25 protein-coding genes are annotated in these 25707 nt (G+C 67.3%); 15 read left to right on the top strand and 10 right to left on the bottom strand.

The window, feature by feature from the left end:
* Positions 1 to 70 precede the first annotated feature (70 nt).
* Complete coding sequence (locus tag ACRSCF_RS13320) at positions 71 to 1300, bottom strand: PLP-dependent transferase (protein WP_034365283.1); 1230 nt, start codon at positions 1298 to 1300, stop codon at positions 71 to 73.
* Positions 1301 to 1400: 100 nt separating this feature from the next.
* Entirely contained in the window at positions 1401 to 1871 is a 471-nt protein-coding gene (locus ACRSCF_RS13315) for a BON domain-containing protein (protein WP_016447159.1), read from the bottom strand.
* A 150-nt stretch (positions 1872 to 2021) separates the two neighbouring features.
* On the opposite strand from ACRSCF_RS13315, the gene ACRSCF_RS13310 reads away from it, so the two are divergent.
* The 4 genes from ACRSCF_RS13310 to ACRSCF_RS13295 all read left to right on the top strand — a co-directional run bounded on the left by ACRSCF_RS13310 (position 2022) and on the right by ACRSCF_RS13295 (position 6276).
* Positions 2022 to 3767 carry a SulP family inorganic anion transporter gene (locus ACRSCF_RS13310; protein WP_016447160.1) on the top strand — a complete coding sequence of 582 codons (1746 nt, stop codon included), beginning with the start codon at positions 2022 to 2024 and terminating at the stop codon, positions 3765 to 3767.
* 31 nt (positions 3768 to 3798) lie between these two features.
* On the top strand, positions 3799 to 4581 hold the full coding sequence (locus tag ACRSCF_RS13305; RefSeq protein WP_017403908.1) for a GGDEF domain-containing protein: 783 nt from the start codon (positions 3799 to 3801) through the stop codon (positions 4579 to 4581).
* Positions 4568 to 5437 carry a MinD/ParA family protein gene (locus tag ACRSCF_RS13300; RefSeq protein WP_016447162.1) on the top strand — a complete coding sequence of 290 codons (870 nt, stop codon included), beginning with the start codon at positions 4568 to 4570 and terminating at the stop codon, positions 5435 to 5437. The genes ACRSCF_RS13305 and ACRSCF_RS13300 overlap by 14 nt, the downstream gene beginning before the upstream one ends.
* A 65-nt stretch (positions 5438 to 5502) precedes the next feature.
* Positions 5503 to 6276 carry a sulfurtransferase gene (locus tag ACRSCF_RS13295; protein ID WP_034365147.1) on the top strand — a complete coding sequence of 258 codons (774 nt, stop codon included), beginning with the start codon at positions 5503 to 5505 and terminating at the stop codon, positions 6274 to 6276.
* Between the two features lie 99 nt (positions 6277 to 6375).
* On the opposite strand, the gene ACRSCF_RS13290 is transcribed toward ACRSCF_RS13295, so the two are convergent.
* Positions 6376 to 7155, bottom strand: a complete 780-nt coding sequence (locus tag ACRSCF_RS13290) for an IclR family transcriptional regulator (protein WP_034365152.1) — start codon at positions 7153 to 7155, stop codon at positions 6376 to 6378.
* A gap of 237 nt (positions 7156 to 7392) precedes the next feature.
* Here ACRSCF_RS13290 and ACRSCF_RS13285 point away from each other — a divergent pair, with 237 nt between their 5' ends.
* The 4 genes from ACRSCF_RS13285 (at position 7393) to ACRSCF_RS13270 (ending at position 11009) form a co-directional block, all read left to right on the top strand.
* Positions 7393 to 8166 carry an ABC transporter substrate-binding protein gene (locus ACRSCF_RS13285; RefSeq protein ID WP_016451665.1) on the top strand — a complete coding sequence of 258 codons (774 nt, stop codon included), beginning with the start codon at positions 7393 to 7395 and terminating at the stop codon, positions 8164 to 8166.
* An 88-nt stretch (positions 8167 to 8254) separates the two neighbouring features.
* Positions 8255 to 8920, top strand: a complete 666-nt coding sequence (gene ehuD / locus ACRSCF_RS13280; protein ID WP_034365154.1) for an ectoine/hydroxyectoine ABC transporter permease subunit EhuD — start codon at positions 8255 to 8257, stop codon at positions 8918 to 8920.
* Positions 8917 to 9672: an amino acid ABC transporter ATP-binding protein gene (locus ACRSCF_RS13275; protein WP_016451663.1), complete on the top strand. Its 756-nt coding sequence runs from the start codon at positions 8917 to 8919 to the stop codon at positions 9670 to 9672. Before ehuD ends, ACRSCF_RS13275 begins: the two co-directional genes overlap by 4 nt.
* 2 nt (positions 9673 to 9674) lie before the next feature.
* Positions 9675 to 11009 carry an NAD(P)/FAD-dependent oxidoreductase gene (locus ACRSCF_RS13270; protein WP_034348151.1) on the top strand — a complete coding sequence of 445 codons (1335 nt, stop codon included), beginning with the start codon at positions 9675 to 9677 and terminating at the stop codon, positions 11007 to 11009.
* A gap of 20 nt (positions 11010 to 11029) precedes the next feature.
* On the opposite strand, the gene ACRSCF_RS13265 is transcribed toward ACRSCF_RS13270, so the two are convergent.
* From ACRSCF_RS13265 to ACRSCF_RS13255, 3 genes are all read right to left on the bottom strand, one after another.
* On the bottom strand, positions 11030 to 11599 hold the full coding sequence (locus tag ACRSCF_RS13265) for a flavodoxin family protein (RefSeq protein WP_016451661.1): 570 nt from the start codon (positions 11597 to 11599) through the stop codon (positions 11030 to 11032).
* A 154-nt stretch (positions 11600 to 11753) separates the two neighbouring features.
* Positions 11754 to 12161: a DoxX family protein gene (locus tag ACRSCF_RS13260; protein ID WP_016447170.1), complete on the bottom strand. Its 408-nt coding sequence runs from the start codon at positions 12159 to 12161 to the stop codon at positions 11754 to 11756.
* Positions 12162 to 12183: 22 nt separating this feature from the next.
* Complete coding sequence (locus ACRSCF_RS13255; RefSeq protein ID WP_016451660.1) at positions 12184 to 12885, bottom strand: pirin family protein; 702 nt, start codon at positions 12883 to 12885, stop codon at positions 12184 to 12186.
* 132 nt (positions 12886 to 13017) lie between these two features.
* On the opposite strand from ACRSCF_RS13255, the gene ACRSCF_RS13250 reads away from it, so the two are divergent.
* The 5 genes from ACRSCF_RS13250 (at position 13018) to ACRSCF_RS13230 (ending at position 18100) form a co-directional block, all read left to right on the top strand.
* Entirely contained in the window at positions 13018 to 13956 is a 939-nt protein-coding gene (locus tag ACRSCF_RS13250) for a LysR family transcriptional regulator (RefSeq protein WP_016447172.1), read from the top strand.
* A gap of 134 nt (positions 13957 to 14090) precedes the next feature.
* Complete coding sequence (locus tag ACRSCF_RS13245; protein ID WP_016447173.1) at positions 14091 to 15218, top strand: NAD(P)/FAD-dependent oxidoreductase; 1128 nt, start codon at positions 14091 to 14093, stop codon at positions 15216 to 15218.
* 66 nt (positions 15219 to 15284) lie between these two features.
* Positions 15285 to 16223: a tRNA glutamyl-Q(34) synthetase GluQRS gene (gene gluQRS, locus ACRSCF_RS13240; protein ID WP_046239825.1), complete on the top strand. Its 939-nt coding sequence runs from the start codon at positions 15285 to 15287 to the stop codon at positions 16221 to 16223.
* A gap of 64 nt (positions 16224 to 16287) precedes the next feature.
* Positions 16288 to 17043: a tRNA (guanosine(46)-N7)-methyltransferase TrmB gene (trmB, locus tag ACRSCF_RS13235; RefSeq protein WP_197065211.1), complete on the top strand. Its 756-nt coding sequence runs from the start codon at positions 16288 to 16290 to the stop codon at positions 17041 to 17043.
* A gap of 34 nt (positions 17044 to 17077) precedes the next feature.
* Positions 17078 to 18100 (top strand): GGDEF domain-containing protein, encoded by a 1023-nt coding sequence (locus ACRSCF_RS13230; protein WP_016447176.1) that lies wholly within the window; start codon positions 17078 to 17080, stop codon positions 18098 to 18100.
* A gap of 13 nt (positions 18101 to 18113) precedes the next feature.
* On the opposite strand, the gene ACRSCF_RS13225 is transcribed toward ACRSCF_RS13230, so the two are convergent.
* From ACRSCF_RS13225 to alaS, 3 genes are all read right to left on the bottom strand, one after another.
* Complete coding sequence (locus ACRSCF_RS13225) at positions 18114 to 19364, bottom strand: GGDEF domain-containing protein (protein ID WP_074921317.1); 1251 nt, start codon at positions 19362 to 19364, stop codon at positions 18114 to 18116.
* Positions 19365 to 19373: 9 nt separating this feature from the next.
* Positions 19374 to 20456 (bottom strand): ABC transporter substrate-binding protein, encoded by a 1083-nt coding sequence (locus ACRSCF_RS13220; protein WP_016447178.1) that lies wholly within the window; start codon positions 20454 to 20456, stop codon positions 19374 to 19376.
* 91 nt (positions 20457 to 20547) lie between these two features.
* The gene (alaS, locus tag ACRSCF_RS13215) at positions 20548 to 23172 is read right to left on the bottom strand and encodes an alanine--tRNA ligase (RefSeq protein WP_016447179.1); all 2625 of its coding nucleotides are present in this window, start codon (positions 23170 to 23172) and stop codon (positions 20548 to 20550) included.
* 168 nt (positions 23173 to 23340) lie between these two features.
* Here alaS and ACRSCF_RS13210 point away from each other — a divergent pair, with 168 nt between their 5' ends.
* Positions 23341 to 23541 carry a hypothetical protein gene (locus ACRSCF_RS13210; RefSeq protein WP_128422700.1) on the top strand — a complete coding sequence of 67 codons (201 nt, stop codon included), beginning with the start codon at positions 23341 to 23343 and terminating at the stop codon, positions 23539 to 23541.
* A gap of 192 nt (positions 23542 to 23733) precedes the next feature.
* Entirely contained in the window at positions 23734 to 23967 is a 234-nt protein-coding gene (locus tag ACRSCF_RS13205) for a hypothetical protein (protein WP_017403895.1), read from the top strand.
* A 140-nt stretch (positions 23968 to 24107) separates the two neighbouring features.
* Here ACRSCF_RS13205 and ACRSCF_RS13200 read toward each other — a convergent pair whose 3' ends face one another.
* Entirely contained in the window at positions 24108 to 25445 is a 1338-nt protein-coding gene (locus ACRSCF_RS13200) for an MFS transporter (protein ID WP_016447181.1), read from the bottom strand.
* Positions 25446 to 25707 lie beyond the last annotated feature (262 nt).

Below are 25707 nucleotides of genomic sequence, written 5' to 3'. Positions count from 1 at the left end.
GGGTGGTATGAAGCCAGCGAGCATCGGCGGCGCAGGTGACAGGCAGATGTCACCGGCGCCTGGCGCTCAACTATGCAAACGCGGCGGCCAGGGCCTGCTCCAGGTCGGCACGCAGGTCCTGCACCGCCTCCAGGCCGATGGCAAAGCGCACCACGGTGCCGCTGCGCAGCTGGGGCGTGGGGCAGCTGCGCATGGACGACAGCTCATAGGGCACGACCAGGCTGATGGGACCGCCCCAGCTGTAGCCGATCTTGAACAGGCGCAGGCTGTCGCAGAAACGGTCCACGGCCTGCTGGCCGTGGCGCGGATCGATGACCACGCTGAACAGGCCGGCGGCCACGCCCTCGCCGCCTGCGGCTGCGCCACACAGCGCCTTCCAGTTCTCGTGGCCCGGAGCGCCTTCCAGCGCCGGGTGCAGCACCTGGGCCACGGCCGGCTGCTGCTGCAGCCAGCGCGCCAGCTCGCGCGCGGCGCGGTCCTGTGCGTGGTAGCGCAGCGCGATGCTGGGCAGGGAGCGCAACACGGCCTCGGTGTCGTTGCCGCCCACGCCCAGGCCCAGGCGCATGTGCGCCAGCTTGATGCGCATGTGCAGCGCCTGGTCGCGCGTGATGATGCTGCCCATGAGCACGTCGCCACCGCCGCTGGGGTACTTGGTCAGCGCATGCACGGTGGCATCCACGCCCAGGCTGTGCGCTCCATCGGCCAGCAGATCGAAGGGGTTGAAGGCCAGGCCCGCGCCCCAGGTGTTGTCCAGCACGGTGGTGATGCCCCGCTCGCGGCACAGGCGCACCATGGCGATGAGGTCGGGGAACTCCATGGTGACCGAGCCCGGCGCCTCCAGCCAGACCAGCCGCGTCTTGGGCGTGATTTTGGCTTCGAGGTCGGCAACATCCATGGCGTCATAGCACTGGTGGCGCACGCCGAAATGGGCCAGCTCGCCCTCGCTCAGGGTCTTGTTGGGACCGTAGGCGTTGTCGGGCAGCAGCATCTCGTCGCCGGTGCGCAGCAGGGCCAGGGAGGTGGTCGCAATCGCAGCCAGGCCGCTGGGTACCAGCAGGCACTGCAGGCCGCCTTCCAGCGCGCTCAGGCGCTCTTCCAGCAAGAAGGTGGTGGGCGTGCCGTGCAGGCCGTAGGTATAGCTGCTCTTGTCCAGCCACTGGCGCCGGCGCATGGCCGCCACGTTCTCGAAGATCACCGTCGAGGCCTTGTGCACGGGCGGCTGCGGCGCAACAAAGCCCTCGGGCGGCTGGTAGGGATGGTGGATGAGATGGGTGCTGATCTGCAGGTCGGGTGTGGTCATGCAGCGCATCTTATGCGCTGGGCTGCAGCGTTCAGGCATAAAAAAACCAGGCGGGGAATCCGCCTGGTTTTCACAAGGGCAACGGAGCCGGTGGCTGCGATCAGCTGGCCTTGATCTCCAGCATGTTGCTGACGTTGTTCACGCCCTTGACGGATTTGGCAATGTCGCCTGCGCGCATCTTGAGTGCTTCGCTGGGGACCGAGCCGGTCAGCGTCACGGCGCCTGCCTTGGTGTCCACGTCGATCTTGAGGGCGGAGATATCGGGCTCCTTGATCAGGTCGGCCTTGATCTGGGCCGTAATGCCGGCGTCGTCGAGTGCGGCGCCTGCCTGGCTCATGGCGTTGTTGGTGGCCGCTTCGGCCTTGGCAGCACCTTCCTCGATCTTGGTGCCGGCGCTGCTCATGGCGTTGTCGATCTTCTGGCCGGCGCTCTGCGCGGCCTGCTGGGACTGCTGAACCGCAGAGTCGAGCTTCTGGCCCGCAGTGTCTTCGGTCTTGCCGCAGGCGGCAAGGCCGAAGGCCAGGGCAGACACGGCGAGGATCTGGCAGCAGCGTTGGGTGATGAAAGTCATGCGGTTACTCCTTGAATAGTTGTGAGGCGGTCAACACAGGCCTCGACTTTATTGAGGGCCCTGGGACAAACCCATACGACGCCGACGCAAGCGCCTGTAGGACAAGCCCGAACATCCCGGCACCATCCAGTTAGCATGACAATAGCGGCCATGCATTCCCTGGCGCGCTGGTTTCCCTTCCTGGCATGGCCCAAACCTTCGGCAGCCGTGCTGCGCGGGGAGTTCTGGGCAGGTCTCACCGTTGGTCTGATGCTTCTGCCCCAGGGCGTGGCCTATGCCGCCCTTGCGGGCATGCCGCTGATCACGGGCATTTACGCATCCATCGTTCCAGCCCTGGTGGCCGTGCTGTTCAGCGGCTCGCCCCGTCTGGGCGTGGGACCCACGGCCCTGAGCGCGCTGCTGATCGGCGCCTCGCTCACAGGCCTGGCCGAGCCAGGCTCCGCGCACTGGGTGGCGCTGGCCGCATGGATGGCGATTCTGTCGGGCCTGGTGCAGTGGTCGCTGGGGCTGATGCGCGCCGGCTGGCTGCTCAACCTGGTGACCTCGCCCGTGCTCACCGGCTTCACGCAGGCTGCGGCGCTGCTGATCCTGGCCTCGCAGCTGCCCACGCTGCTGGGCCTGCGCTCGACCTGGGGTGCCGTCTGGAACACGCCGTCGCTGCAGCTTTTCGACTGGCAGTCCATCGTCTACGGCATGGCCAGCATTGCCTTGCTCGTGCTCGCCAAGCGCTGGCGTGCGGCCTTTCCCTCGGCCATCTTCATCATCGCGCTGACCGGCGTGATCAGTTGGGCCACGGACTTTGCCGACGACGGCGGCGCCGTGGTCGGCCATCTGCCCGCGGGCCTGCCCAGCTTCCAGCTGCCGGGGCTGCTGAGCTGGGACGAGTTCGGCGCCCTGGTGATGCCGGTGCTGGTGATCTCGCTGGTGAGCTTTCTGGAGACGGCCTCCAGCGCCCAGGTGGAGCACCAGCAGGCCGGCACGCGCTGGAACGAGAACCAGGACCTGGTCGCCCAGGGCCTGTCCAAGATCAGTGCGGGCCTGTTCGGCAGCTTTGCCACCAGCGCCTCGTTCTCGCGCTCGGCCGTGAACCTGCTGGCCGGCGCCAAGACGGGATGGTCCAACGTGTTCTCCATCCTGCTGGTGGTCATCGTGGTGATGTGGTTCATCCCGGCGCTGTACCACGTGCCCAAGGCGGCGCTGGCGGCCATCGTGATCACGGCCGTGGTCAACCTCGTCAAGCCGCGTGTGCTGCTGCAGCTGTTCAAGGTGTCGCGCGTGGAGGGCAGCATTGCCCTGGCCACGCTGCTGCTGACCATCGTCACGGCGCCGCGCATGTACTGGGGCGTGTTCGCGGGCATCGTGCTGAGCCTGGGCTACTTCCTCTACCAGCGCCTGCACCCGCGCATCATCGAGGTGGGCCAGCATCCTGATGGCAGCCTGCGCGACCGCAACCTCTGGCAGTTGCCTCCGCTGGCGCCAGGCCTGCTGGCCCTGCGCATGGATGCCGAGCTGGACTTCGGCTCGGCCTCGGCCCTGGAGCGACGCATCGGCGACGAATGGGCGCTGCGCCCCGAGACGCACCACCTGTGCCTGCTGGCCCAGCCCATCAACCGCATCGACGTGACGGGCGTGGAGACCTTCGTGCGCCTGCAACTGCTGGTGGCCAAGCGCAGCGGCGTGCTGCACGTGGTGGGCCTGAAGTTGCCGGCCGAGCAGGTGCTGCTGCGCGCCGGCGCCCTGCACCGCGGGCCGCACCTGCGGCTGTACCGCACCGATGCGGAATTCCTCGCCGCGCTGGCCCTGCCGCCCTTCATATCTCGGCCGGGATCAACATCTGTTACCAGCGATGGTGCAAAAGTCGACGCCGGCGCGGCGACAATTGAGCCTACACACTGATACACTTCACCGGCTTTTGATTCAGCCCTCTGTGACTGCCCCCGCCTCCCACCAATCCGTATACCTGCGCGACCTGCGCCTGGCCACAGCCCACGCGCTGGTTACCCACGCTGGCGGGGCGGTCCATTTGCCCACGGATTCGCCGACGCGATACCTGCAGGCGCTGATCGACGAACTGTGTTCGCTGTCGCTGCGCGACCCGCTCACGGGGCTGGCCAATCGCCGCCATTTCCGCACCATTGCCGAGCGCGAGATCGACCGCGTGGCGCGCTCGGGCGAAGCGGCGCTGATGCTGATGCTGGACATCGACCATTTCAAGCAGATCAACGACCAGCACGGCCATATCGTCGGCGACCGGGTTCTGCAGTCGGTGGCCCGGACCCTGACCAGTTGCGTGCGCCCCATGGACACGCTGGCCCGCTACGGAGGCGAGGAGTTCGCCATCGTGCTGCCGGCCTGCCCTGCGACGTTCGGCCTGTCCGTGGCCGAGCGCATACGCAGCGCCATCGAGCGCATGCCGGTGGTCATCTCACCCACGTTGACACTGCAGATCACCATCAGCATCGGCGGCGCCTATGCGCTGCAGTGGATACGCAGCACCACGACCTTGTGGACCGAGCGTGCCGACAAACAGTTGTACCTGGCCAAGTCTGCCGGCCGCAACCGCGTGCACATTGAAGAACAACCAGACAGTACGGTAAGCGCGGAGGAAAAAAGCCTGCTTTTCGGACCTTTGTATGCCCCCTCCCCGTTTGACAATGGGCTGAATCCAGATATTGCAACCGATGTGGACCCCGAAGATGGACTCCGCTGATAGCCCGGTGGTAAGCGACAACGCCATTCCCCACCCCTCCCTGCCCGCTGCCGTTTCGATGAGCGATGCCGTGCGCGCCAAGCCGCGCGGACACATCATCGCCGTGACCAGCGGCAAGGGCGGCGTGGGCAAGACCTTCGTTTCGGCCAACCTGGCCGCAGCGCTGACACGCCATGGCCTCAAGGTCCTGGTGCTCGATGCCGACCTGGGCCTGGCCAACCTGGACGTGGTGCTCAACCTCTACCCCAAGGTCACGCTGCACGATGTGTTCACCGGCCGTTCCACGCTGGAGGAAGCCATCCTGCCCGCCCCCGGCGGCTACTCGGTGCTGCTGGCCGGCTCGGGGATGATCGAGTACTCGCGGCTCACGCCCGAGATCCGCCAGCAGTTCACGCACACCATCGAGACGCTGGCTCCTCGCTACGACATCGTGCTGCTGGACACGGGCGCGGGCATCTCCGACGTGGTGCTGTTCTCGGTGTCCATGGCCACCGAAGTGCTGGTCATCGCCACGCCCGAGCCCACCTCGCTGACCGACGCCTATGCAGCCATCAAGGTGCTTGCCATTCAGCAAAAGCGCCAGCAGATCCGCCTGGCCATCAACCAGGCCGCGCGTCCCGGCGATGGCCGCGCCATCACGGGTCAGCTCCAGCAGGTGCTCAACCGCTTTGTCAGCACGGCCTCCGGCGAGCCATTGCGGCTCACGCACCTGGGCGACATTCCCTCCGACCCGGCCGTGCGCGAGGCCGTGATGCGACGCCAGTTGCTGCTGCAATCCATGCCCGGTGCACCGGCTTCGCTGGCCGTGGCCCAGCTGGCCAATAAAATCAAGGCCCTGCTGGTGTCGGGCGGCTGATCGGGCCGCCCCTCGCCGGCGACCCGATCCAACCTGCGGCCCTTGCCGCCCCCGCCTGCCTGCCTGTGCCCGATATCCTCAATATTTCCTGCTACAAGTTCACGCCGCTGCCCGACGCAGCGGCGCTGCGCGACACCCTGGCCGAACGCGCCCAGGCCCTGGCGCTCAAGGGCACCATCCTGCTGGCCGAGGAAGGCATCAACTTCTTCCTGGCAGGCCCCGCCCAGGCGGTGCACAGCTTCGTCGACCAGTTGCGCACCGACGAGCGCTTTGCCGACCTGGCCCCCAAGGAAAGCTGGTCCGACACCGTGCCTTTCCGCAAGATGCTGGTCAAGGTCAAGCGCGAGATCATCCGCATGGACCACCCCACCATCCGCCCGGCAGAGGGTCGCGCGCCTTCTGTCAGCCCCGCCACGCTGCGCCGCTGGCTGCAGCAGGGCCACGATGACGAGGGCCGCGAGGTGGTGACGCTGGATACGCGCAACGACTTCGAGGTCGATGCCGGAGCCTTCAAGGGCACCATCGACTGGCGCATCACCAAGTTCACCGAATTCCCGCCCGCGCTGCGCGCCCACAAGGCCGAACTGGCCGGCAAGACCGTGGTCAGCTACTGCACGGGCGGCATACGCTGCGAGAAGGCCGCCATCCTCATGCAGGACGAAGGCCTGGACCATGTCTATCAGCTCGAGGGCGGCATCCTCAAGTACTTCGAGGAGACCGACGGCGCCTTCTATGACGGCGGCTGCTTCGTCTTCGACGAGCGCCGCGCCGTGGGTGCGGACCTGTCGGCCGCACCCCAGCTGGAGCATCCGCAGGCCCAGGAGACTCCATCTGCATAGGCCGATCCCCCAGCCCTGACCTGAAGCCCGGGGCATGCACGCCACGCTTGCGGCGTGCACCACCAATGCGGCCGTACCGGCTGCAGCATCGGCTGCCGTTCAACCCAGGGCACGCACCGAGTTGCTGAGCGAGCGGGCGCAGGCCAGCAGCCCTGGGCCCAGGCGGGCCTGCGCCTCCTCCACCGTCCATCGGCTGGTCGGCGCGACGATGTGCACGGCAGCCACGGGGCGGCCATGGCTGCCGATGACGGGCGCGCCCAGCGTCATGTCACCCAGAAAGAGTTCCTCCCGGTTGACGGCATAGCCGCGCCGACGCGCCTGGGCCAGCTCATCGAGGATGGCGGCCTCGTCCGTGATGGTGAAACGTGTGTGCGCGGTTCGCTCGCTCTGGCGCAGCAGGGCCAGGGCTTCTTCATCGGGCAGTGCGCTCAGCCAGGCACGCCCCGAGGCAGTGCAGTACATGGGGATGCGGCTTCCAATGGGCATGTGCACCGGCACAAACTGGGCGCTGATGAAGCGTGCCACGTAGACCATCTCCAGCCCGTCGGGCTCGGTCAGGCAGGTGGTCTCGGTCGTGATCTTGGTCAGTTCCGAAAGATACGGATTGGCCAGGTCGATCACCGGATTGGCCGCCAGGTAGTTGTAGCCCACGCGCATGACGCGCGGCGCGAGCTGGTAGCGCCGGGTTTGCGGATGCTTGCGGACGTAGCCCAGTTGCTCCAGCGTGAACACCATGCGTTGCGCCGAGCTTTTGTTGATGCCCGCAGCGGCAGCCACATCGGCCAGCGTCATGCTCCGGTGCTGCGCGCTGAAGGCGCAGAGCACGGCCAGGCCCTTCTCCAGCGACTGGTTGAACAGGGGGTTGGTGTCGTCATCCATCGGTGACGAAGCGGGTTGAGACGGTGCTTGCATGGCGGCAAGTATAGGCATCCACATCAAAAAAATCGCATATCGATTTCTTTGAATTGCTTAGTGGTTTTCTCTTATTTCTTTAAGATTCATCCACATTGATCATTGGCACGGTTCCGAGAATTCTCCGCTGCAGGCGAGGGGCTGCCCCCCAAGGTGACCTGTCCCTGCTCTTTCCTTCCGTCGTTCACGCCAAGGAGTCAGGCAATGCCAGGTTTTGTCCACCGCGTCCTCCACCTCGCCTTGGGCCTGTGTGCCGCCGGCGCCGTCGCGCTGGCTGCGGCGCAAGGCGGCAGTGCCCCGGCCAGCTACAACGTGGGCGCCACGCCCACAGGCATTCCGTTCACCTTTCTGGACGTCAAGAGCAACAGCATCCAGGGCATGATGGTCGACACCATGCAGGCCGTGGCCAAGGCCGGAGGCTTCCAGGCCCATGTGCAGCAGACCAGCTTTGCGGCGCTGATCCCCTCGCTCACATCCAGCAAGATCGACATCATCTCGGCGGCCATGCTCAAGACCGCCGCACGCCAGCAGGTGGTCGATTTCAGCGATGCGGTCTACTCCTACGGCGAGGGCCTGATCGTCAAGGCCGACGATGCCAAGGCCTATGTGTCATTGGACGACCTCAAGGGCGAGGTCGTCGGTGCCCAGGTGGGCACGGTGTTCTACGACCTGCTGCAGAAAAAGGGCATCTTCAGGGAAGTGCGCAGCTACGACTCGGTAGCCGACATGACGCGCGACCTGGCGCTTGGCCGCATCAAGGCAGGGCTGGGTGACCAGCCCATCATTGCCTACCAGATACGCCAGCACAGCTTCCAGGGCGTGAAGCTGGCCGAAAGCTACAAGCCCTCCAACGTGGGGGATGTGTGCCTGGTGGTGCGCAAGGGTGACACCGAAACCCTGGCCCGCCTGAACAAGGCCATCGCCACCATCAAGGCAGACGGCACCCTGGCCCAGATCGTCAAGAAGTGGGGCATCTGAGGACATCGGACGCCCGTCGGATCGCCTCGCGCATCACCCCCCTTTGCCGCGCAATGCACGGCAATGACACCTTCGAGGAAAGTACGCCATGCAAGCATTTGTGCAGCACGCGCGAGAGTTCCTGCCCATCCTGCTGCAAGGAGCGGTGGTCACGGTGCAGGTCACCGCGCTGTCGTTCCTGTTGTCCAGCGCGATCGGACTGGTGCTGGCGCTGGGCAAGCTCTCACCCGTGCGCGCCGTCTCGTGGGCCGCGTCGACCGTGGTCAATGTGATACGGGGCCTGCCCATCATCGTGCAGCTGTTCTACATCTACTTCGTGCTGCCCGAGGTCGGCATCCAGCTCACCGCCTTCCAGGCCGGGGTGATCGGCCTGGGCATTGCCTATTCGGCCTATCAGGCAGAAAACTTCCGCGCCGGCATCGAGGCGGTGGACCCAGGCCAGCGGGAAGCCGCATTGGCCATGGGCATGCGACCGGCCCTGCTCATGCGCCGCGTGGTGCTGCCGCAGGCATTCCGCATAGCGCTGCCGCCCTACGGCAACACCCTGGTGATGATGCTCAAGGACTCGTCCCTGGTCTCCACCATCACCGTGGCCGAGATGACGCGCCAGGGCCAGCTGATCGCAGCGTCCACCTTCCAGAACATGACGGTCTACACCCTGGTCGCCCTGCTCTACCTGGCCATGAGCCTGCCGCTGGTATGGGGGCTCAGGCGTCTGGAGAAGCGCTTTGGAGTGGGAAGGAAGTCGCCATGATCGAGATCGATCACCTGGAAAAGGCCTACGGCGAGCATCGCGTGCTGCGGGGCGTCAACCTGCGCGTGGCACGTGGAGAAGTGGTGTGTCTGATCGGCCCTTCGGGATCAGGCAAGTCCACGGTGCTGCGCTGCATCAACGGCCTGGAGTCGTACCAGGGCGGCGAGGTGCGCGCCTTCGGTGAGCGCGTGGACACACGCGCGCCGTCCATCCACGCGCTGCGCAGCCGCATGGGCATGGTCTTCCAGCGCTTCAACCTCTTCCCGCACCGCACCGTGGTGCAGAACGTGATGGAAGGCCCCATCCATGTGAAGGGCCAGGCGCCCGGCCAGGCCCATGCCGAGGCATTGGAGCTGCTGCGCAAGGTAGGTCTGGCAGACAAGGCACAGGCTTGGCCCGCACAGCTTTCGGGCGGGCAGCAGCAGCGGGTGGCCATTGCCCGCGCCCTGGCCATGAAGCCAGAGGCCATGCTGTTCGACGAACCCACTTCGGCCCTGGACCCCGAGCTGGTAGGCGACGTGCTGGGCGTGATGCGCCAGCTGGCCGAAGAAGGCATGACGATGATCGTGGTCACGCACGAGATGGCCTTTGCTCGCGAGGTGGCCGACCGCGTGTGCTTTCTGCACGGCGGCACCATCGTGGAGGCAGGCCCTTCGGCCCAGGTGCTGGGCGCACCGCGCCATGCACGCACGCAGGACTTCCTGCGGCGCGTGCTGCACCAGCACTGTGCGCCATCAGAAGGTGCGGCATGACGATGGCAGCTACCGCCTCCATCGCATCGTCTTCGTCGGTACGCCCCGTGCTGTCGCACCCGTCAGCGCCATCGCTGTGGGCGGCCACTGCACCCGCCGCACCGCCCACGCCACCGCTGGCAGCAGCGCTGACCACCACCGACGTGCTGGTGATCGGCGCGGGATATACCGGCCTGTCGGCAGCACTGCACCTGGCCGAAAGCGGCGCCAGCGTGTGCGTGCTTGACGCCCATGCTCCCGGCTGGGGCGCGTCGGGCCGCAACGGCGGCCAGGTGAACCCCACCCTCAAGTACGACCCCGACGAACTGCAGCGCATCCACGGTGCCGCTCTTGGCGAGCGGCTGATCGACGCCGTCTCCCGCTCGGCCGACCTTGTGTACGGGTTGATCGAACGCCACGACATCGACTGTGCGCCCGTGCGCGCCGGCTGGCTGCAGGTCGGATACACCCAGCAGGCGGTGGACGGCATGCATGCGCGCGCCCGGCAGTGGGAGCGGCGCGGCGTGCGCGTGGAACTGCTGGACCGCACTGCCACGGCAGCACGCACCGGCACGCCCGCGTTTGCCGGCGGCTGGCTGGACGGCCGCGCCGGCGCCATACAGCCCCTGGCCTACGTGCGCGGACTGGTGCGCGCCGCACAGACCCTGGGCGCGCAGGTCCACAGCGGATCGCCCGTGCTGGCACTGGAGCGACAGGGCACGGACCATTGGGCCGCCACCACGGCCCAGGGTCAACGCATACAGGCCAGGCAGGTGCTGCTGGCCACCAACGGCTATACCGATGGCCTGTGGCCTGGCCTGGCGCGCACGGTACTGGCAGCCAACAGCTTCATCGTGGCCACACAGCCCCTGGGCAAGGCGGGCGCGCACATCCTGCCCGGGGGCGAGACAGGCTCGACCTCGCAGCGCCTGCTGCTGTACTTTCGCAAGGACGCACAAGGCCGTCTGCTCATGGGCGGGCGCGGACATTTTGCGGACCCGCAGGGTGCAGGCGACTATGCCCACCTGGAACGCGCCGTGGCGCTGATGTTCCCCGGACTGGGCCCCCTCCAATACGAGTACCGCTGGGCAGGGCGCATCGCCGTCACACGCGACTTCATGCCCCACCTGCACCAGCCTGCCCCCGGCATCACCATGGCCCTGGGCTACAACGGCCGCGGCATTGCCATGGCTACCCTGCTGGGGCGGGAGGCGGCCGAGCTGATGGCCGGCGGAAATGCGCCGGCCTGCCCCTTTCCGGTAACGCCGGTTCAGCCGATACCGCTGCATGGGTTGCAACGGTTGTACATAGCGGCAGGGGTGGCTTGGTACAGCCTGCTGGATCGGCTGGGTGCGTGAGGTTCAGTGGAGCCGGCCGATCAAGCCGCGCCGGCCTGGCGCATCAACCGCAGCGCCTGCTGCGCCACGCGCTCGCCGAACAGGCGCGCGGTCTCCAGGTCGCCCGGCAGCATCTCGGCGGCCGAGGCATCCGAGGCCGATTGCGCCATGGCGCCGCTGAAGGCGCCTATCCAGTTGAGGTCGTTGCGCTGCGCGGCGCGCGCGTTGGACGGCAGCATGCCGCTGCCCACCCACAGCCCGCCGTGCTGCATGGCCAGCTGGAACAGATAGTCCAGCGTGGTCTGCTTGTTGCCGTTGACGCTGGCACTGTTGGTGAAGCCGGCGAACAGCTTGTCCTTCCAGGCCTGCACGAACCACGGCTTGGACGAGGCATCGGCAAAGCGCTTGAACTGCCAGCTGGGCCCGCCCATGTAGGTGGGCGAGCCGAAGATGATGGCATCTGCCGCCGCCAGCAGCTCCCAGCCGCCGGCAGGCAGCTGGCCGTCGCTGTCTATGGCCAGCATGCGCGCACCCGCGCCATCGGCCACGGCCTGGGCCATGCGCTGGGTGTGCCCGTAACCCGAGTGGTAGACCACCACGATATCTGCCATACAAGAAATCCTCGGGCGCCGGCCACGGCTCCAGGCCGGCAGGCGCCACATTCATCGATCATCCACGCCAAAAGGCCCCACAGCGCTGCTGCGGGGCCCACTCAGGCCGGTAGCCTAACAAAAATAAAGGAGCCGGCGGCAGTGCGCGGGCCACTCAATGGCGCCGTGCATCCACACTCCAGCCACCGGCGCCATGGGCGGCAAAGCCCAGCAGGCCGCCCGTGACGGCGATGTTCTTCCAGAACAGCAGCTGCTGCATCATGGCCGCGTCAGCCGGCACGCTCCAGTAGGCATGGAAGAAGAAGCTGGCCACCAGCGTGAAGAAGGCCAGCGCCAGGGCCGCCCAGCGCGTGCACCAGCCCAGCAGCAGGGCCAGCCCGCCGACGATCTCCACCACCAGGGCCACGGCCACGCCGATCTGCGGCATGGGCATGCCCACCGAGGCCGCATAGCCCACCGTGCCGGCGAAGCCTCCGATTTTCTGAAAGCCCGCAGGCACGAACATCAGCGCGATCAGGATGCGGCCGGCCAGCGCCAGCGGGTTGCTCAGACGGTTCAGCATGATGGTTACTCCTCGTGAATGCTCAGGCTTGCAGATCGAACACCAGGACCTCGGACTGTTCCCCGTCGTGCAGGCGCAGTCGCGGTTCATTCTCCACAAGGGCCGCATCGCCCGTTGTCAGCCGTTGCCCATTGACGCTCAGCGCGCCGCGCACCAGGTGCACATAGGTTTTGCGGCCGGGGGGCAGCTCCATTTCGGCGTGCTCATCGCCGTCGAACAGGCCGGCATAGAGCCGGGCATCGGCATGGACGGTGACCGAGCCATCCGCGCCATCGGGCGAGGCCACCAGGCGCAGGCGGCCGCGCTTTTCCTCGTCGGCAAAGGCTTTCTGCGCATAGCCGGGCGCAATGCCCGTCTCGCTGGGCAGCAGCCAGATCTGCAGGAAATGCGTGGTCTGGCCTGGTGCGTGGTTGTGCTCGCTGTGCACCACGCCCGAGCCGGCGCTCATGCGCTGCACCTCTCCCGGCGAGATGGTCTGCTCATTGCCCATGCTGTCCTTGTGCGAGAGCCGGCCTTCGAGCACGTAGCTGATGATCTCCATGTCCTTGTGGCCATGGGCGCCAAAGCCCGTGCCCGGGGCGATATGGTCTTCATTGATCACGCGCAGGTTGCCAAAGCCCATGTGGCGCGGATCGTGATAGCCCGCAAACGAGAAGCTGTGGTGCGAGCGCAGCCAGCCGTGGTCGGCATGGCCGCGTTCGCGGGATTTGCGCAGGGCGATCATGTGTATGTCCCTTTCAACTGGTCAGATCTTCAAAACTCTTGCGTCGGTGGCTCCACTGTAGAAGCCGCTGTAGCAGGCCAGGCACAGCGGGATTGATGGCATCATTCAAAGCTTTTGAATCCATAACGCCCCATGCCCAGCCCCCGCGACGTGCTCACTCCCGACAGCCTGGCCATGCTCCAGGCCATTGCCGAGGCCGGCAGCTTTGCCGCCGCCGCACGCCAGCTGGGCCTGGTGCCAAGTGCCCTGACCTACCGCGTGCGCCAGATCGAGGATGCGCTGGACGTGCTGCTGTTCGACCGCCGCTCGCGCCACGCCCAGCCCACCGAGGCCGGCCGGGAACTGCTGCGCGAAGGCACCCGGCTGCTGCATGAGATCGACACCGTGGCCCACCGCGTGCGCCGTGTGGCCACGGGCTGGGAGCCGCATCTGACCATCGTGGTGGACGGCGCCGTGGCGCGCACGCCCATGCTGGAACTGGTCGAGGCCTTCTACGCCATGCAGCCGCCCACGCGGCTGAAGCTGCGCGACGGCATCCTCACCGGCACGCTGGAGACGCTGACCTCGGGCCGCGCCGACCTGGCCATCGGCGTGGCCGTCAACTCCAGCAACGTGGCAGGCCTGCAGGCCTGCGAGCTGGGCGAGCTGGACTTCGTCTTTGCCGTGGCGCCCCACCATCCGCTGGCCACGGCGCCCGAGCCCATCACCGACGCGACGCTGCTGCAGCACCGCATCATCGCCGTGGCCGATTCAGGCCTGCGCGACAGCGCTAGCATGGGCCTGCTCAGCGGCCAGGACATCTTCACCGTGGACTCCATGCAGGCCAAGATCGAGGCCCAGGTGCGCGGCATAGGCTGCGGCTTCCTGCCCCATTTCATGGCCGACGTCTATGTGCAGGCCGGCCTGCTGGTAACGCGCCAGGTCGCCCGGCCCTCGCGCAATGTGCGCATGCACTACGCATGGTCCTGCCCGCCGCAGCAGGACCCGCCGCGCGCGCTGCAGTGGTGGCTGCAGCAGCTGGAAAGCCCCGCCACGCGCCGCGCTCTCATGGAAAATCATCACCGACATTGAGCTGGCGCACGCCGCCGGGCGGTCTGTGCGGGTGTAGAGTGGTTACAGGTCCCGGCCTGCTCCGCCGCTGCGGCGAAGCAGGCCGGCAAGGACATGCTTCCCGGAATCTGCCACTGCCCGCAAAGGTCTGCTCCATGAACGCTTCCCGCGCCGCCTCCAAGTCCACGGTCAAGAAAAAGGCCACCAAGCCCCCCGAAGCCTCCAAGGCGCGCCCCAAGGCCGGCGCGCGCCGCATCGCCGTGATCGGTGCCGGCATGGCGGGCCTGGCCTGCGCCCGCACGCTGATGCAGGCCGGCCACGATGTCCATGTCTACGAACGGCTGCCCCAGGTGGGCGGGCGCATGCGCTCGGTCAACGCCGCGCATGGCGCCTTCGACATCGGCGCGCAGTATTTCACCGTGCGCGACAAGCGCTTCGAGCTGGCCCTGCAGACCGTGCCCGGCCTGTGTCGCCCCTGGAGCGTGAGCACGCTGCGCGTGCTGGATGCGCAGGGTCGCCAGTCCAGCGCCGCACCCGCACCCACCGAGGCCCATTGGGTGGCCACGCCCGACATGCAGGCCCTGCCCATGGCCTGGGCCGCGCCGCTGTGGGACGCCGACCGCCTGCATCTGGGCCAGCGCGTGACCAAGCTCGAACGCCAGCCCGGCTCGCGCGGCTGGAGCCTGCATGTGGAGACGACCGAGCCGACCACGCAGATCCGCACGGGATTCGATGAAGTGATACTCGCCCTGCCCGCGCCCCAGGCGCGCCAGCTGCTGCAGACCACGCCCCTGGCCCTGTCGCTGGTGCAGGGCATGGCGGCCGTGGAGATGGCACCCTGCTGGGCGCTGACGCTGTCCTATCCCATGGCCACCGAGGCCGGCCTGTCCACCCTGGGCCCACAGTGGAATGCAGCCCGTACCACCCATGAGCGTGCAGTCTGGGTGGCGCGCGAATCGTCCAAGCCGGGACGCTCCCAGAGCGAGCGATGGACCGTGCTGGCCAGCCCCCAATGGTCCCAGGAGCACCGCTCCGACGACGCGCCCCGCGTGCTGGCCAAGATGCAGAAGGCCTTTGGCGAGATCACGCGCATCCGCATCCCCCCCCGCCATGCCAGCGTCTATCTCTGGCCCCATGCCCAGACCCTGTCGCCGCTGGGCAGCAGCCATTTGCGCAACAAGGACGCCGGCCTGGGCCTGTGCGGCGACTGGTGCATTGGCCGCCGTGTCGAGGATGCCTTTGTCTCGGGGCTGGAGATGGCGCTGGCCATGGTTGCGGACTGAGCCGAGGCAGTGTCCGGCTCCCAGGTCATGGCAAGGGGCGGCGCGAGGCTTTAACATCCGGCCCCGATGATTTGCGCCGTCCCTCAGTCCCCCGATCCCGGCATTGCCACCGCGGCCTCCCCCTATGTGGGCCGCTTTGCGCCCTCGCCCACGGGCCTGCTGCACGCAGGCTCCCTGGTGGCAGCGCTGGCCAGCTGGCTGGATGCCCGGGCCCACGGCGGGCGCTGGCTGGTGCGCATCGAGGACATAGACCCCCCGCGCTGCCAGCCCGGTGCCGACATGGCCATCCTGGGCCAGCTCGCCGCCTGCGGCCTGCTGCCCGACGAGGAGCCGGTCTGGCAATCCCGCCGCGGCGCCCTCTACGAGGCCGCTGTGGAGCAGCTCAAGGCCAGCGGCCTGGCCTATCCCTGCGGCTGCACGCGCAAGGACATCGAGGCCGCCTGGGACCGCCTGGGCTGGATCCATGAACGCCATGTGGAGCGCCCCTACCCCGGCACCTGCCGCGGCGGCCTGCATGGCAAGAGCCCCCGCGCCTGGCGCTTTGCGCTGGACCACTTTGCCGGGCGCCACCCCGTGCTGCACTGGCAGGACCGCCGCATGGGCGCCCAGCAACAGGACGTGACCCACAGCGTCGGCGACTTCGTGCTGCGCCGGGCCGATGGCCTGTGGGCCTATCAGCTGGCCGTGGTCGTCGATGACGGCCTGCAGGGCGTCACCCATGTGGTGCGCGGCGCCGACCTCGCCGACAATACGCCCCGCCAGATGCTGCTGCAGCGCGCCCTGGGCCTGCCCGCCCCGCAGTACCTGCATACGCCGCTGGTGCTCATGCCTGACGGCGAGAAACTTTCCAAGCAGCACGGCGCCCCCGCCCTGGACCTGAGCGTCCCCCTGGCCACGCTTCGCACCGCCGCCACCCACCTGGGCCTGCCCCAGCCTTCTCCACAGACCGCATTGGGCGAAGCGCTGCAGTTCTGGGTACGGAGCTGGCGCCATACATACAATTGAGCCCGTGAACCCAATTCCTTCCTCCCACGCCGAGCAGTCCATGGACGGCGACATCCCGAACACCATGCCCGCTGCCTCCGGCACGCCGCATGATTGCCCTTCACCCTCCACGCCTGCGGCCGCGCGTACCGGCCAGCCGCCCGAGGGCGTGGCCCATCCCAAGACCATCAAGAGCTATGTGCGCCGCGCCGGCCGCACCACGACCGGCCAGGCCAAGGCCTTCGAGGAACTGGGCCCGCGCTTCGTGCTCAACTACCAGGCCGCGCCGCTGGACGCAGCAGCCACCTATGGCCGCCAGGGCCGGCTGATCCTGGAGATCGGCTTCGGCATGGGCGAGGCCACGGCACACATTGCGCGTGTGCGCCCGGACGACAACTTCCTTTGCTGCGAGGTGCACGAGCCTGGCGTGGGCGCCCTGCTCAAGCGCATTGGCGAGCAGGACATCACCAACATCCGCATCCTGCAGCACGACGCCGTCGAAGTCATAGACAACATGCTGCCCGAGGCCAGCCTCGACGGCGTGCACATCTTCTTTCCCGATCCCTGGCACAAGAAGAAGCACAACAAGCGCCGCCTGATCCAGGAGCCGCTGGTGGCCAAGCTGGCGCGCCGGCTGCGCCCCGGTGGCTACATCCACTGCGCCACCGACTGGGAACCCTACGCAGTGCAGATGCTGGAAGTGCTGGGCGCCGAGCCCCTGCTGGCCAACACGGCACAAGGCTATGCCGCCAAGCCCGACTACCGGCCGCTGACCAAGTTCGAGAACCGCGGCATCCGCCTGGGCCACGGCGTATGGGATCTGGTGTTTGAGCGCCGCTGAGCCGGTCGCGCCCTCCTCCAAGACAAGGCCTCGCATGCAGCCATTGCTACAGAATCTGGTCGAGATGACGGCCCACCGGGACCATCTGCGATTGGAAATCTCGGTGCTGTCCACCTTGTTCAAGCTCAACGGCGTGGTGCAGGTGCGGGCGCTGGAGCTGTTCGCCATGCCTGACGGCAGGCACTGCGTGCGTGCGCGCACCTGGAGCCAGGGCGATGAGGTCATGTCCACCGATGCCGAGGCCCTGTACGACCCGCAGAGCGTGGAGCTGTCCTCCATGCCCTCGCTGCAGCAGGCCCTGCAGCAGCGCGCCCTGGTCGCCTCGGCCGTGCAGCCCGATGGTCGCCATGTGCTGTGGCTGCCGCTGTGGCGCCAGGAGACGGCCTACCACTGCCTGGAGATTGCCCAGTCCACGGCCTTCTCGCCCAGCCGGCTGGATGTGATCCAGGGCATCTTCGGTGTCTATCACAACTACCAGAGCCTGCTGGACTACAGCGAGCGCGACGCGCTGACCGGCCTGCTCAACCGCAAGACCTTCGACGAGCAGTTCCTGCGCCTGTCTCTGCAGGAGCCGCCGGCAGCCATGCCTGGCGTGGCCACGCAAGATGTTCCGGGCCAGTGGCTGGCCGCCATCGACATCGACCATTTCAAGCGCATCAACGACCGCTTCGGCCATCTGTATGGCGACGAGGTGCTGATCCTGGTGGCCAACATCCTGCGCAGCTGCTTCGATGCCAAGGACCGCGTATTCCGCTTCGGCGGAGAGGAGTTCGTGGTGCTGCTGCGCTCGGTCAGCCTGGCCAATGCGCGCAAGGCGCTGGAGCGCCTGCGCCACGATGTGGAGAGCTACGAGTTTCCCCAGGTCGGCCGCATCACCGTGAGCGCGGGATTTGCCGCCATGGGCACGGGCGCGCCCGTGGAGGTTCTGGGGCATGCCGACCAGGCGCTCTACCACGCCAAGGAACATGGCCGCAACCAGACCTGGTACTACGGCGACCTGATCACCCAGGGATTGCTGGCACCCCAGGTGAACAGCAACGACATCGAACTGTTCTGAGCCCGACCTGAGGTCAGGCCGGGTCGGCCACGCGCACGCAGTCGCGCCCGGCGTGCTTAGCCTCGTAGAGCATGGCATCGGCACGCTGCAGCAGTTGCTGCACGCCCTCGCCGCCACGCAATTGGGCCACGCCAAAGCTGGCCGTCAGCATCAGATCCAGCCCGTGGACATGCACGGGCGTGGTGCGCACGGTCTCGCGCAGTTGACCGGCCAGTGCCCCGGCCCGGGCCGCAGCGACACCTGGGATCACGATCAGGAACTCCTCCCCGCCGTAGCGCGCCATCCAGTGCGCCGACGAATCCAGCTCCAGCGCACGCTGGCAGCGCAGCGCCACCTCGCGCAGCGCGGCGTCGCCAGCGGCATGGCCGTGCCTGTCGTTCACCCGCTTGAAGTGGTCCACGTCCACGAACATCACGCTCAGCGCCGCGCCCCGGTCCCGGCTCTGGACGACCTCGGTCGCCAGGCGCTCGTCCATGGCGCGCCGGTTGAGGCAGCCGGTCAGCGCGTCGGTCAGCGACATGCGCTTGACCTCTTCCACCAGCTCCTGCAGTTGCCCGGTGCGCTGGGCCACCAGCAGGTCCAGATGCTCGATGTGGCCGCGCAGGTCATGCTGCAGCTGGGCAAAGCCCTGCACCACCAGATCGATCTCGTCGTGCTGGCCGCGCCGGGTCCGCTCCAGCACCAGTGGCCGCGACAGCTCGTTGGGCTTGAGGCTGGCCGCAAAGCCTGCAATCTGCTGTAGCGGCTGGCGAAGTTCGCGGCGCATCACCCAGGCCACCATCAGGCAGACCAGGGCCGTGAACAGCGCATAGCCCAGCAGCACGCGCAGCGTGGAGTCGCGCAGCACCTCCAGGTAGTGGCCCCGGTTTTCCCAGACCTGCAACTCACCCAGCGGCAGGCTGGACTGGCTGTGCCTGGGCGCCGCAATGGCCATGGACACGGCGGGAGCCTGGCCATCCCTGGGCTCGCCGGCCTCGTACATCTCGCCCGTGGAGGTGACGCGCAGCTGCACATGGCCGACCAGGGGCAGCCGGCCCAGCCACTGCACCTGCTCGTGCACCAGGGCAGGCTCTATATCCCACAGCGCTGCCGACAGCGAGATCATGCTGTTGGTCACCACCGTCTCCATGGAACGGCGAAACTCCTGCTGCCCCTTGCGGTACTCCCACCAGGCGTGGGCACCGCCGAACACCAGCATGCAGGCCACGGCCAGCAGCATGATGCGCACAATCAGCAAGGAGGCGATCGAACGGAAGCGGGGCATGGAAGGCGCTCAGCGCAGCAGGTGCTTCAACTCGAATCCGTAGCGCCGCAGCCGGGGATTGAGGTGCTTGCTGTAGCTGCGAAAGTCCAGCGGAGCCAGGGGCGCGCTGATCCTGTGCTCGTAGCGGTCGATCTGGGACTTGTCCAGCAAGGCGAACATGGGCCGCACCTGCTCCAGCCCTTCGGTGGCGAAATCGCTGCCGTGCGCATGGTCGTACAGCATGACCAGGGCCCAGGCGCCCGTGAGGAAATGGCCGCCCGCCAACGCGCTCAGCTCGCCCGTGCGCAGCGCCGTCATGGCGGCGGCCGATGAATTGATGGCACTGAAGAAGGCATCGTGCCCGGGCGCTCCCCCGCGCGCGCGCCAGGCCTGCATGGCGCCAAAGGCCATCTCGTCGTTGCCGGCCCACACCAGGCGCACTTCGGGATAGCGCTGGAACAGCACGGCCGCCTGCTGCTCGGCGCGTTCGCGGCGCCATTCGCCAAAGACTTCCTGCTGCAGCACCACGTCGCCGGCCTCGGCCGCTGCGCGGCGCATGCCGGCATTGCGCTCCACCGACGAGGGCGTGGAGCGGTCGCCGGCAATGGCCACCATGTGCAGCCGGCCATCGGCCGCACGCGCGTGGCCCGACGCCCGCGCGGCGGCGAACAGGGCCTTGGCCGTGAGGTAGCCGGCCTCTTCGGCGCCCGGCTCCAGGCTGCCCAGCCAGTGGCGATAGCGCTCCCGCGCCACGCCGGTCTGGCCGCGCAATGTCTCGGGCACGCCACTGAAGGCCATGAAGCTGTCTATGCCTGCCGCCTCCAGCGTGCGCAGGATTTCGGGCGCCACGCTGTAGTCGTTGGTGAACATCACGTAGCGGGGCCGCTGCGCCTTGGGCAGGGCCGCGATCTGCCGCGCGATCTCGATGGGGCGCAGGTGGTCGCGCTGCGCATAGCGCACCTGCAGCTGCATGCCCAGGCTGCTGGCCGCGTCCTGCATGGCCTCGCTGACCGTGGTCCAGTAGCGCTCGTCGGATCGGCCGGGGTTGATGAAGACCACGCTTTGCGCGGCGGCAGCGGCCGATTGCGCCACCACGCCCATCACGCACGCCATGCGCAGCGCCCACGGCAAGACGCCCCGGTGGAGGAATCCACCGGGGCGTCCCGAAGCGGGAGCAGCAGCAATCATCTGCCGCGCAGCTGGATCAGGCGCGCTCTGCCACCCAGGCCTGCACGGCGGCCAGCGCGGCCGGCAGGCCCGCTGCATCCGTGCCACCGGCCATGGCCATGTCGGGCTTGCCGCCGCCCTTGCCGCCGACCTGGCTGGCCACGAAGTTCACCAGCTCGCCAGCCTTGATGCGCGAGGTCTCGGCCTTGGTCACGCCGGCAGCCAGCTGCACCTTGTCGCCATCGACCGCCGCCAGCACGATGGCGGCGGCGCCCAGCTTGTCCTTGAGCTTGTCCATGGTCTCGCGCAGGGTCTTGGCATCGGCGCCTTCCAGTCTGGCGGCCAGCACCTTGATGCCCTTGACGTCGACGGCCTGACCGGCCAGTTCGTCGCCCTGGCTGGAAGCGAGCTTGCCCTTGAGCGCAGCCACTTCCTTCTCCAGCGCACGGATCTGCTCCAGCGCGCCGCCGATGCGGGTGTTCAGCTCGGCCGTCGGCGCCTTCAGCGCAGCGGCCGCCTGGTCCACCGTGGATTCCAGCGATTGCAGGTAGGCCAGCGCGTTCTCGCCGGTCACCGCCTCGATGCGGCGCACGCCAGCGGCCACGCCGCCTTCGCCCACCACCTTGAACAGGCCGATGTCGCCCGTGCGCTGCACGTGGGTGCCGCCGCACAGCTCGCGGCTGGTGCCGATGTCCAGCACGCGCACGGAGTCGCCGTACTTCTCGCCGAACAGCATCATGGCGCCCGTGGCCTTGGCCGATTCGATGTCCATCACCCGCGCGTCGGTGGGCGTGTTGGCCAGGATCTCGGCGTTCACGCGGCGCTCGATCTCGCGGATCTCGGCAGCGGTCACGGCCTGGTTGTGGGCAAAGTCGAAGCGCGTGCGCTCGGCGTTGACCAGCGAGCCCTTTTGCTGCACGTGGTCGCCCAGCACTTCGCGCAGGGCCTTGTGCATGATGTGCGTGACCGAGTGGTTGCGCATGGTGGCGGCACGCAGCTGCGTGTCCACCTCGGCCTGCACGGCATCACCCACCTTCAGGCTGCCGGACTCCAGCACGCCGTGGTGGCCGAACACATCGGCCTTGATCTTGAGCGTGTCCTCGACCGCGAAGCGCGCGCCTGCGGTGCTGATCACGCCCTGGTCGCCCACCTGGCCGCCGGACTCGGCGTAGAAGGGTGTGGTGTCGAGCACGACCACGCCGCTCTGGCCGGCCTTGAGTTCCTGCACGGCGCTGCCTTCGGCATACAGTGCCACCACCTTGGCGGCCTCGGCCAGCTTCTGGTAGCCGGTGAAGGCATTGGCCTGGCCCGTGTACTCGAGGGCGCGGTCCATCTTGAACTTGCCAGCCGCGCGGGCCTTGTTCTTCTGTTCTTCCATGGCGGCCTGAAAGCCTGCCTCGTCCACGCCCAGGCCGCGCTCGCGGCAGACGTCGTTGGTCAGGTCCAGCGGGAAGCCATAGGTGTCGTGCAGCTTGAAGGCCACGTCGCCGGGCAGCACCTTGGCGCCACCGGCCAGCGCCGCATCCAGGATTTCCATGCCGTTGGCCAGGGTCTCGAAGAAGCGTTCTTCCTCGACCTTGAGCACTTCGGTGATGCGCGCTTCCTGCTCGCGGATCTTGGGATAGGCGTCGCCCATCACGGCCACGAGGTCCTTGACCAGCTTGTGGAAGAACGGCGTCTTCTGGCCCAGCTTGTAGCCGTGGCGGATGGCGCGGCGCACGATGCGGCGCTGCACGTAGCCGCGGCCTTCGTTGGACGGGATCACGCCGTCGGCCACCAGGAAGGAGGTGGCGCGGATGTGGTCGGCAATGACCTTGAGCGACGGGGTCTCGAGGTCGGCAATATGCGTCTCGCGCGCAGCCGCCTTGATCAGTGCCTGGAACAGGTCGATCTCGTAGTTGCTGTGCACATGCTGCAGGATGGCGGCCAGGCGCTCCAGGCCCATGCCGGTATCCACGCAGGGGGCGGGCAGCGGCTTGACGTTGCCCTGCTCGTCCATGTCGAACTGCATGAACACGTTGTTCCAGATCTCGATGAAGCGGTCGCCGTCTTCGTCAGGGCTGCCCGGAGGGCCGCCGGCCACGTGCGCGCCGTGGTCGTAGAAGATTTCCGAGCAGGGGCCGCAGGGGCCGGTGTCGGCCATCATCCAGAAGTTGTCGCTCTTGTAGCGGCCGCCCTTGTTGTCGCCGATGCGGATCACGCGCTCGGGCGGCAGGCCGATTTCCTTGGTCCAGATGTCGTAGGCCTCGTCGTCCTCGGCGTAGACCGTGGCCAGCAGGCGCTCCTTGGGCAGCTTGTAGACCTCGGTCAGCAGTTCCCAGGCCCACTTGAGCGACTCGCGCTTGAAGTAGTCGCCAAAGGACCAGTTGCCCAGCATCTCGAAGAAGGTGTGGTGGCGGGCGGTGTAGCCCACGTTTTCCAGGTCGTTGTGCTTGCCGCCTGCGCGCAGGCAGGTCTGCACCGAGGTGGCACGCGTGTAGGGGCGCTTGTCGGTACCCAGGAACACGTCCTTGAACTGGACCATGCCCGAGTTGGTGAACATCAGCGTCGGGTCGTTGCCGGGCACCAGGGGGCTCGACTCCACGATGGTGTGGCCCTTGGATGCGAAAAAGTCCAGAAAGCTCTTGCGAATGTCGGCAACGGTGAAAGTGGGTGTGCTCATGGTGTCTAGGAGTTCGGAGCGCGCACGCGGGGCGCTGTCCCTGGCGGGAGGGTGTCCCGTCGGGACCAACGCGCATTATAGGTTTGCCCCATCGTCGCGGCAGCGAGCCCTGCCTAGCCTCCATCACGCACGTGGCCAAAGAAGGCCTCTCCTCCCATCTGCCCGCCCTTGAGCACGATCTCCAGCCCGTCACTGGCCGGATCGCTGACATGCGCGCGCAACAGCGGCGCGCGACTGGCCGGACCTCGGCGCCTGCAGCTGTGGGTGGCGCCCCATCCGGGCCGCAGGGCCGACATTCTTGCGCTGGAGAAATGGCTGGTGCAGGAGATGGGGGAGATGGCTAGCACAGGCGATCTCGCCGTTCCCTGATTCCGCTCAGACTGCGCGCGATGGGCGCCCTGGATAATCGCCAGCCGGAACCACAGCAAGCACACCATGGCGCAACCACAGACACCCGAGCCTCATTCCAGCGAACCGGCCCCCGCTGCCAGCGCCAACGGATCCGATCCGGCCAAACAGCCAACACCGCCGAAATCGCCCAAGCCGCCAAAAAGCCGCATCGTGCCCTGGCTCATCGGCCTGCCCGTGGCCTTCTTCGCTGTGCTCATGCTGGCTGGCCAGTTGCTGTCCACGCCCGAAGGCGAGGCGCGCTGGGTGGAGCGCGAAACCATCAAGATCTGCCGCAAGGAAACCGCGCGGCCAGAGGCCGAGCGCAAGACGCAGCAGTTTGAATCGGTGCAGGACTGCGACAGGCTCGAATTCGACTTCAAGCAGCGCTACGGTGAAAACCCCTGAGGCGGAGCCGCAACGGAAAATGCCCCACGCTCCCCTGCTTCTCAAGGTCCGCTGCCCCCCAGGGGGCCAGCTTTTTGCCTTGGGGCGGCCCGGCGACAAAAAAGGCCGGCAGAGCCGGCCTTTGGCTTGCGAGGGCCCGTTCAGTCGCGCGTCTCGATGGCCCGGTTGATGCCCAGCGCCGCCAGCGTGCACAGCGCGCCCGACAGCAGATAGATGCCCAGCGCCACCAGTCCGAAGCGCGAGGACACGCCCAGCGCCACCAGCGGGGCAAAGGCCGCGCCGACCAGCCAGGCCATGTCCGAGGACAGGGCCGCGCCCGTATAGCGATAGCGCGAGGGGAAGTTGGCCGTCACCGTGCCTGCCGCCTGCCCGTAGGACAGGCCCAGCAGGATGAAGCCGACGATGATGAACACGTTGTTGCCCGTGGTGCCGCTGCCCAGCAGCCAGGGAGCCACAAAGCTGAAGATGCCGATCAGGCAGGCCATGGTGCCCAGCGTGTTGCGCCGCCCCACTCGGTCGGCCAGCCAGCCCGAAACCATGATGGCGCCGGCCGCACAGAAGGCGCCAACGATCTGCACGCCCAGCACATGGTTCACCGACTGGTCCGAATACAGCGAGATCCAGGACAGCGGGAAGATGGTCACCAGGTGGAAGAGCGCAAAGCTGGCAAGGGCTGCAAAGGCGCCGATGACCACGTTGCGGCCCTCGTCGCGCATCAGCGGCACCACGCCCATGGGCTCCAGCTCGCGCTGCGCCAGCAGCTCGGTGTAGGACTGGCCCACCACCAGGCGCAACCGGGCAAACAGTGCCACCACGTTGATGGCAAAGGCCACGCAGAAGGGATAGCGCCAGCCCCAGCTGAGGAACTCGTCGGCATCCACATGGGCATAGATGAAGGCAAACAGGCCTGCCGCCAGCACAAAGCCCAGCGGCGCACCCAGCTGCCCGATCATCGAATACCAGCCCCGCCGGTTCTGGGGCGCCGACATGGCCAGCAGCGACGGCAGGCCGTCCCAGGAGCCGCCCAGTGCAATGCCCTGGCCGATGCGCAGCAGCGCCAGCACGATGATGGCGTTCACGCCCGCCTGCTGGTAGCTGGGCAGGAAGGCCATGCCCACCGTACACACGCCCAGCAGGAAGAGTGCCAGCGTCAGCTTGGTCGCCCGGCCCCAGCGCCGCTGCACGGCCATGGACAGCGCCGTGCCCAACGGCCGCGCCACGAAGGCCAACGCGAAGATGCCGAACGACATCAACGTGCCGTCAAGCTTGGAAAGATAGGGGAACAGCAGTGCCGGGAAGACCAGCACGCAGGCGATGCCGAACACGAAGAAGTCGAAGTACTCCGAGGATCGCCCCAGAATCACGCCGACGGCGATCTCGTTGGGCGTGACATCTTCGTGGGTGTCGGCGCGGGACAGAGATTCCTTGCTTTCGTAGCTTCCGTTGGGGAAGCTTGCAGTTGTGTCGAGGCCGCTCATAGATGGATGCTCCTTGTCTCGTCTCACTGACAGCTCCGTTCTACGCCCTCGCTTGATCTGGCGCAAGGCGGTTTCACCTCGACCGGACTTGGTGTTTTTCCTGCTGCGCGCGGCCGAAAAATGCGGCCTCCGGGCCGCCGGGACCCCGCTGCCTGCCCCGCCAGGTAGCAGAAAGTTCCCGGCTTCTCCTTGACGTTGGACAAAATGTCCAATGGACAAATTTATACTTCGTAATACATTTGCCCGGATCTTGTAATCCGCG

Source organism: Delftia sp. 11MD, assembly GCF_050907895.1.
Lineage (GTDB): Bacteria > Pseudomonadota > Gammaproteobacteria > Burkholderiales > Burkholderiaceae_C > Comamonas > Comamonas tsuruhatensis.
Note: the sequence above shows the minus strand (reverse complement) of the source record. Positions and strands in the feature narration are given on the sequence as shown.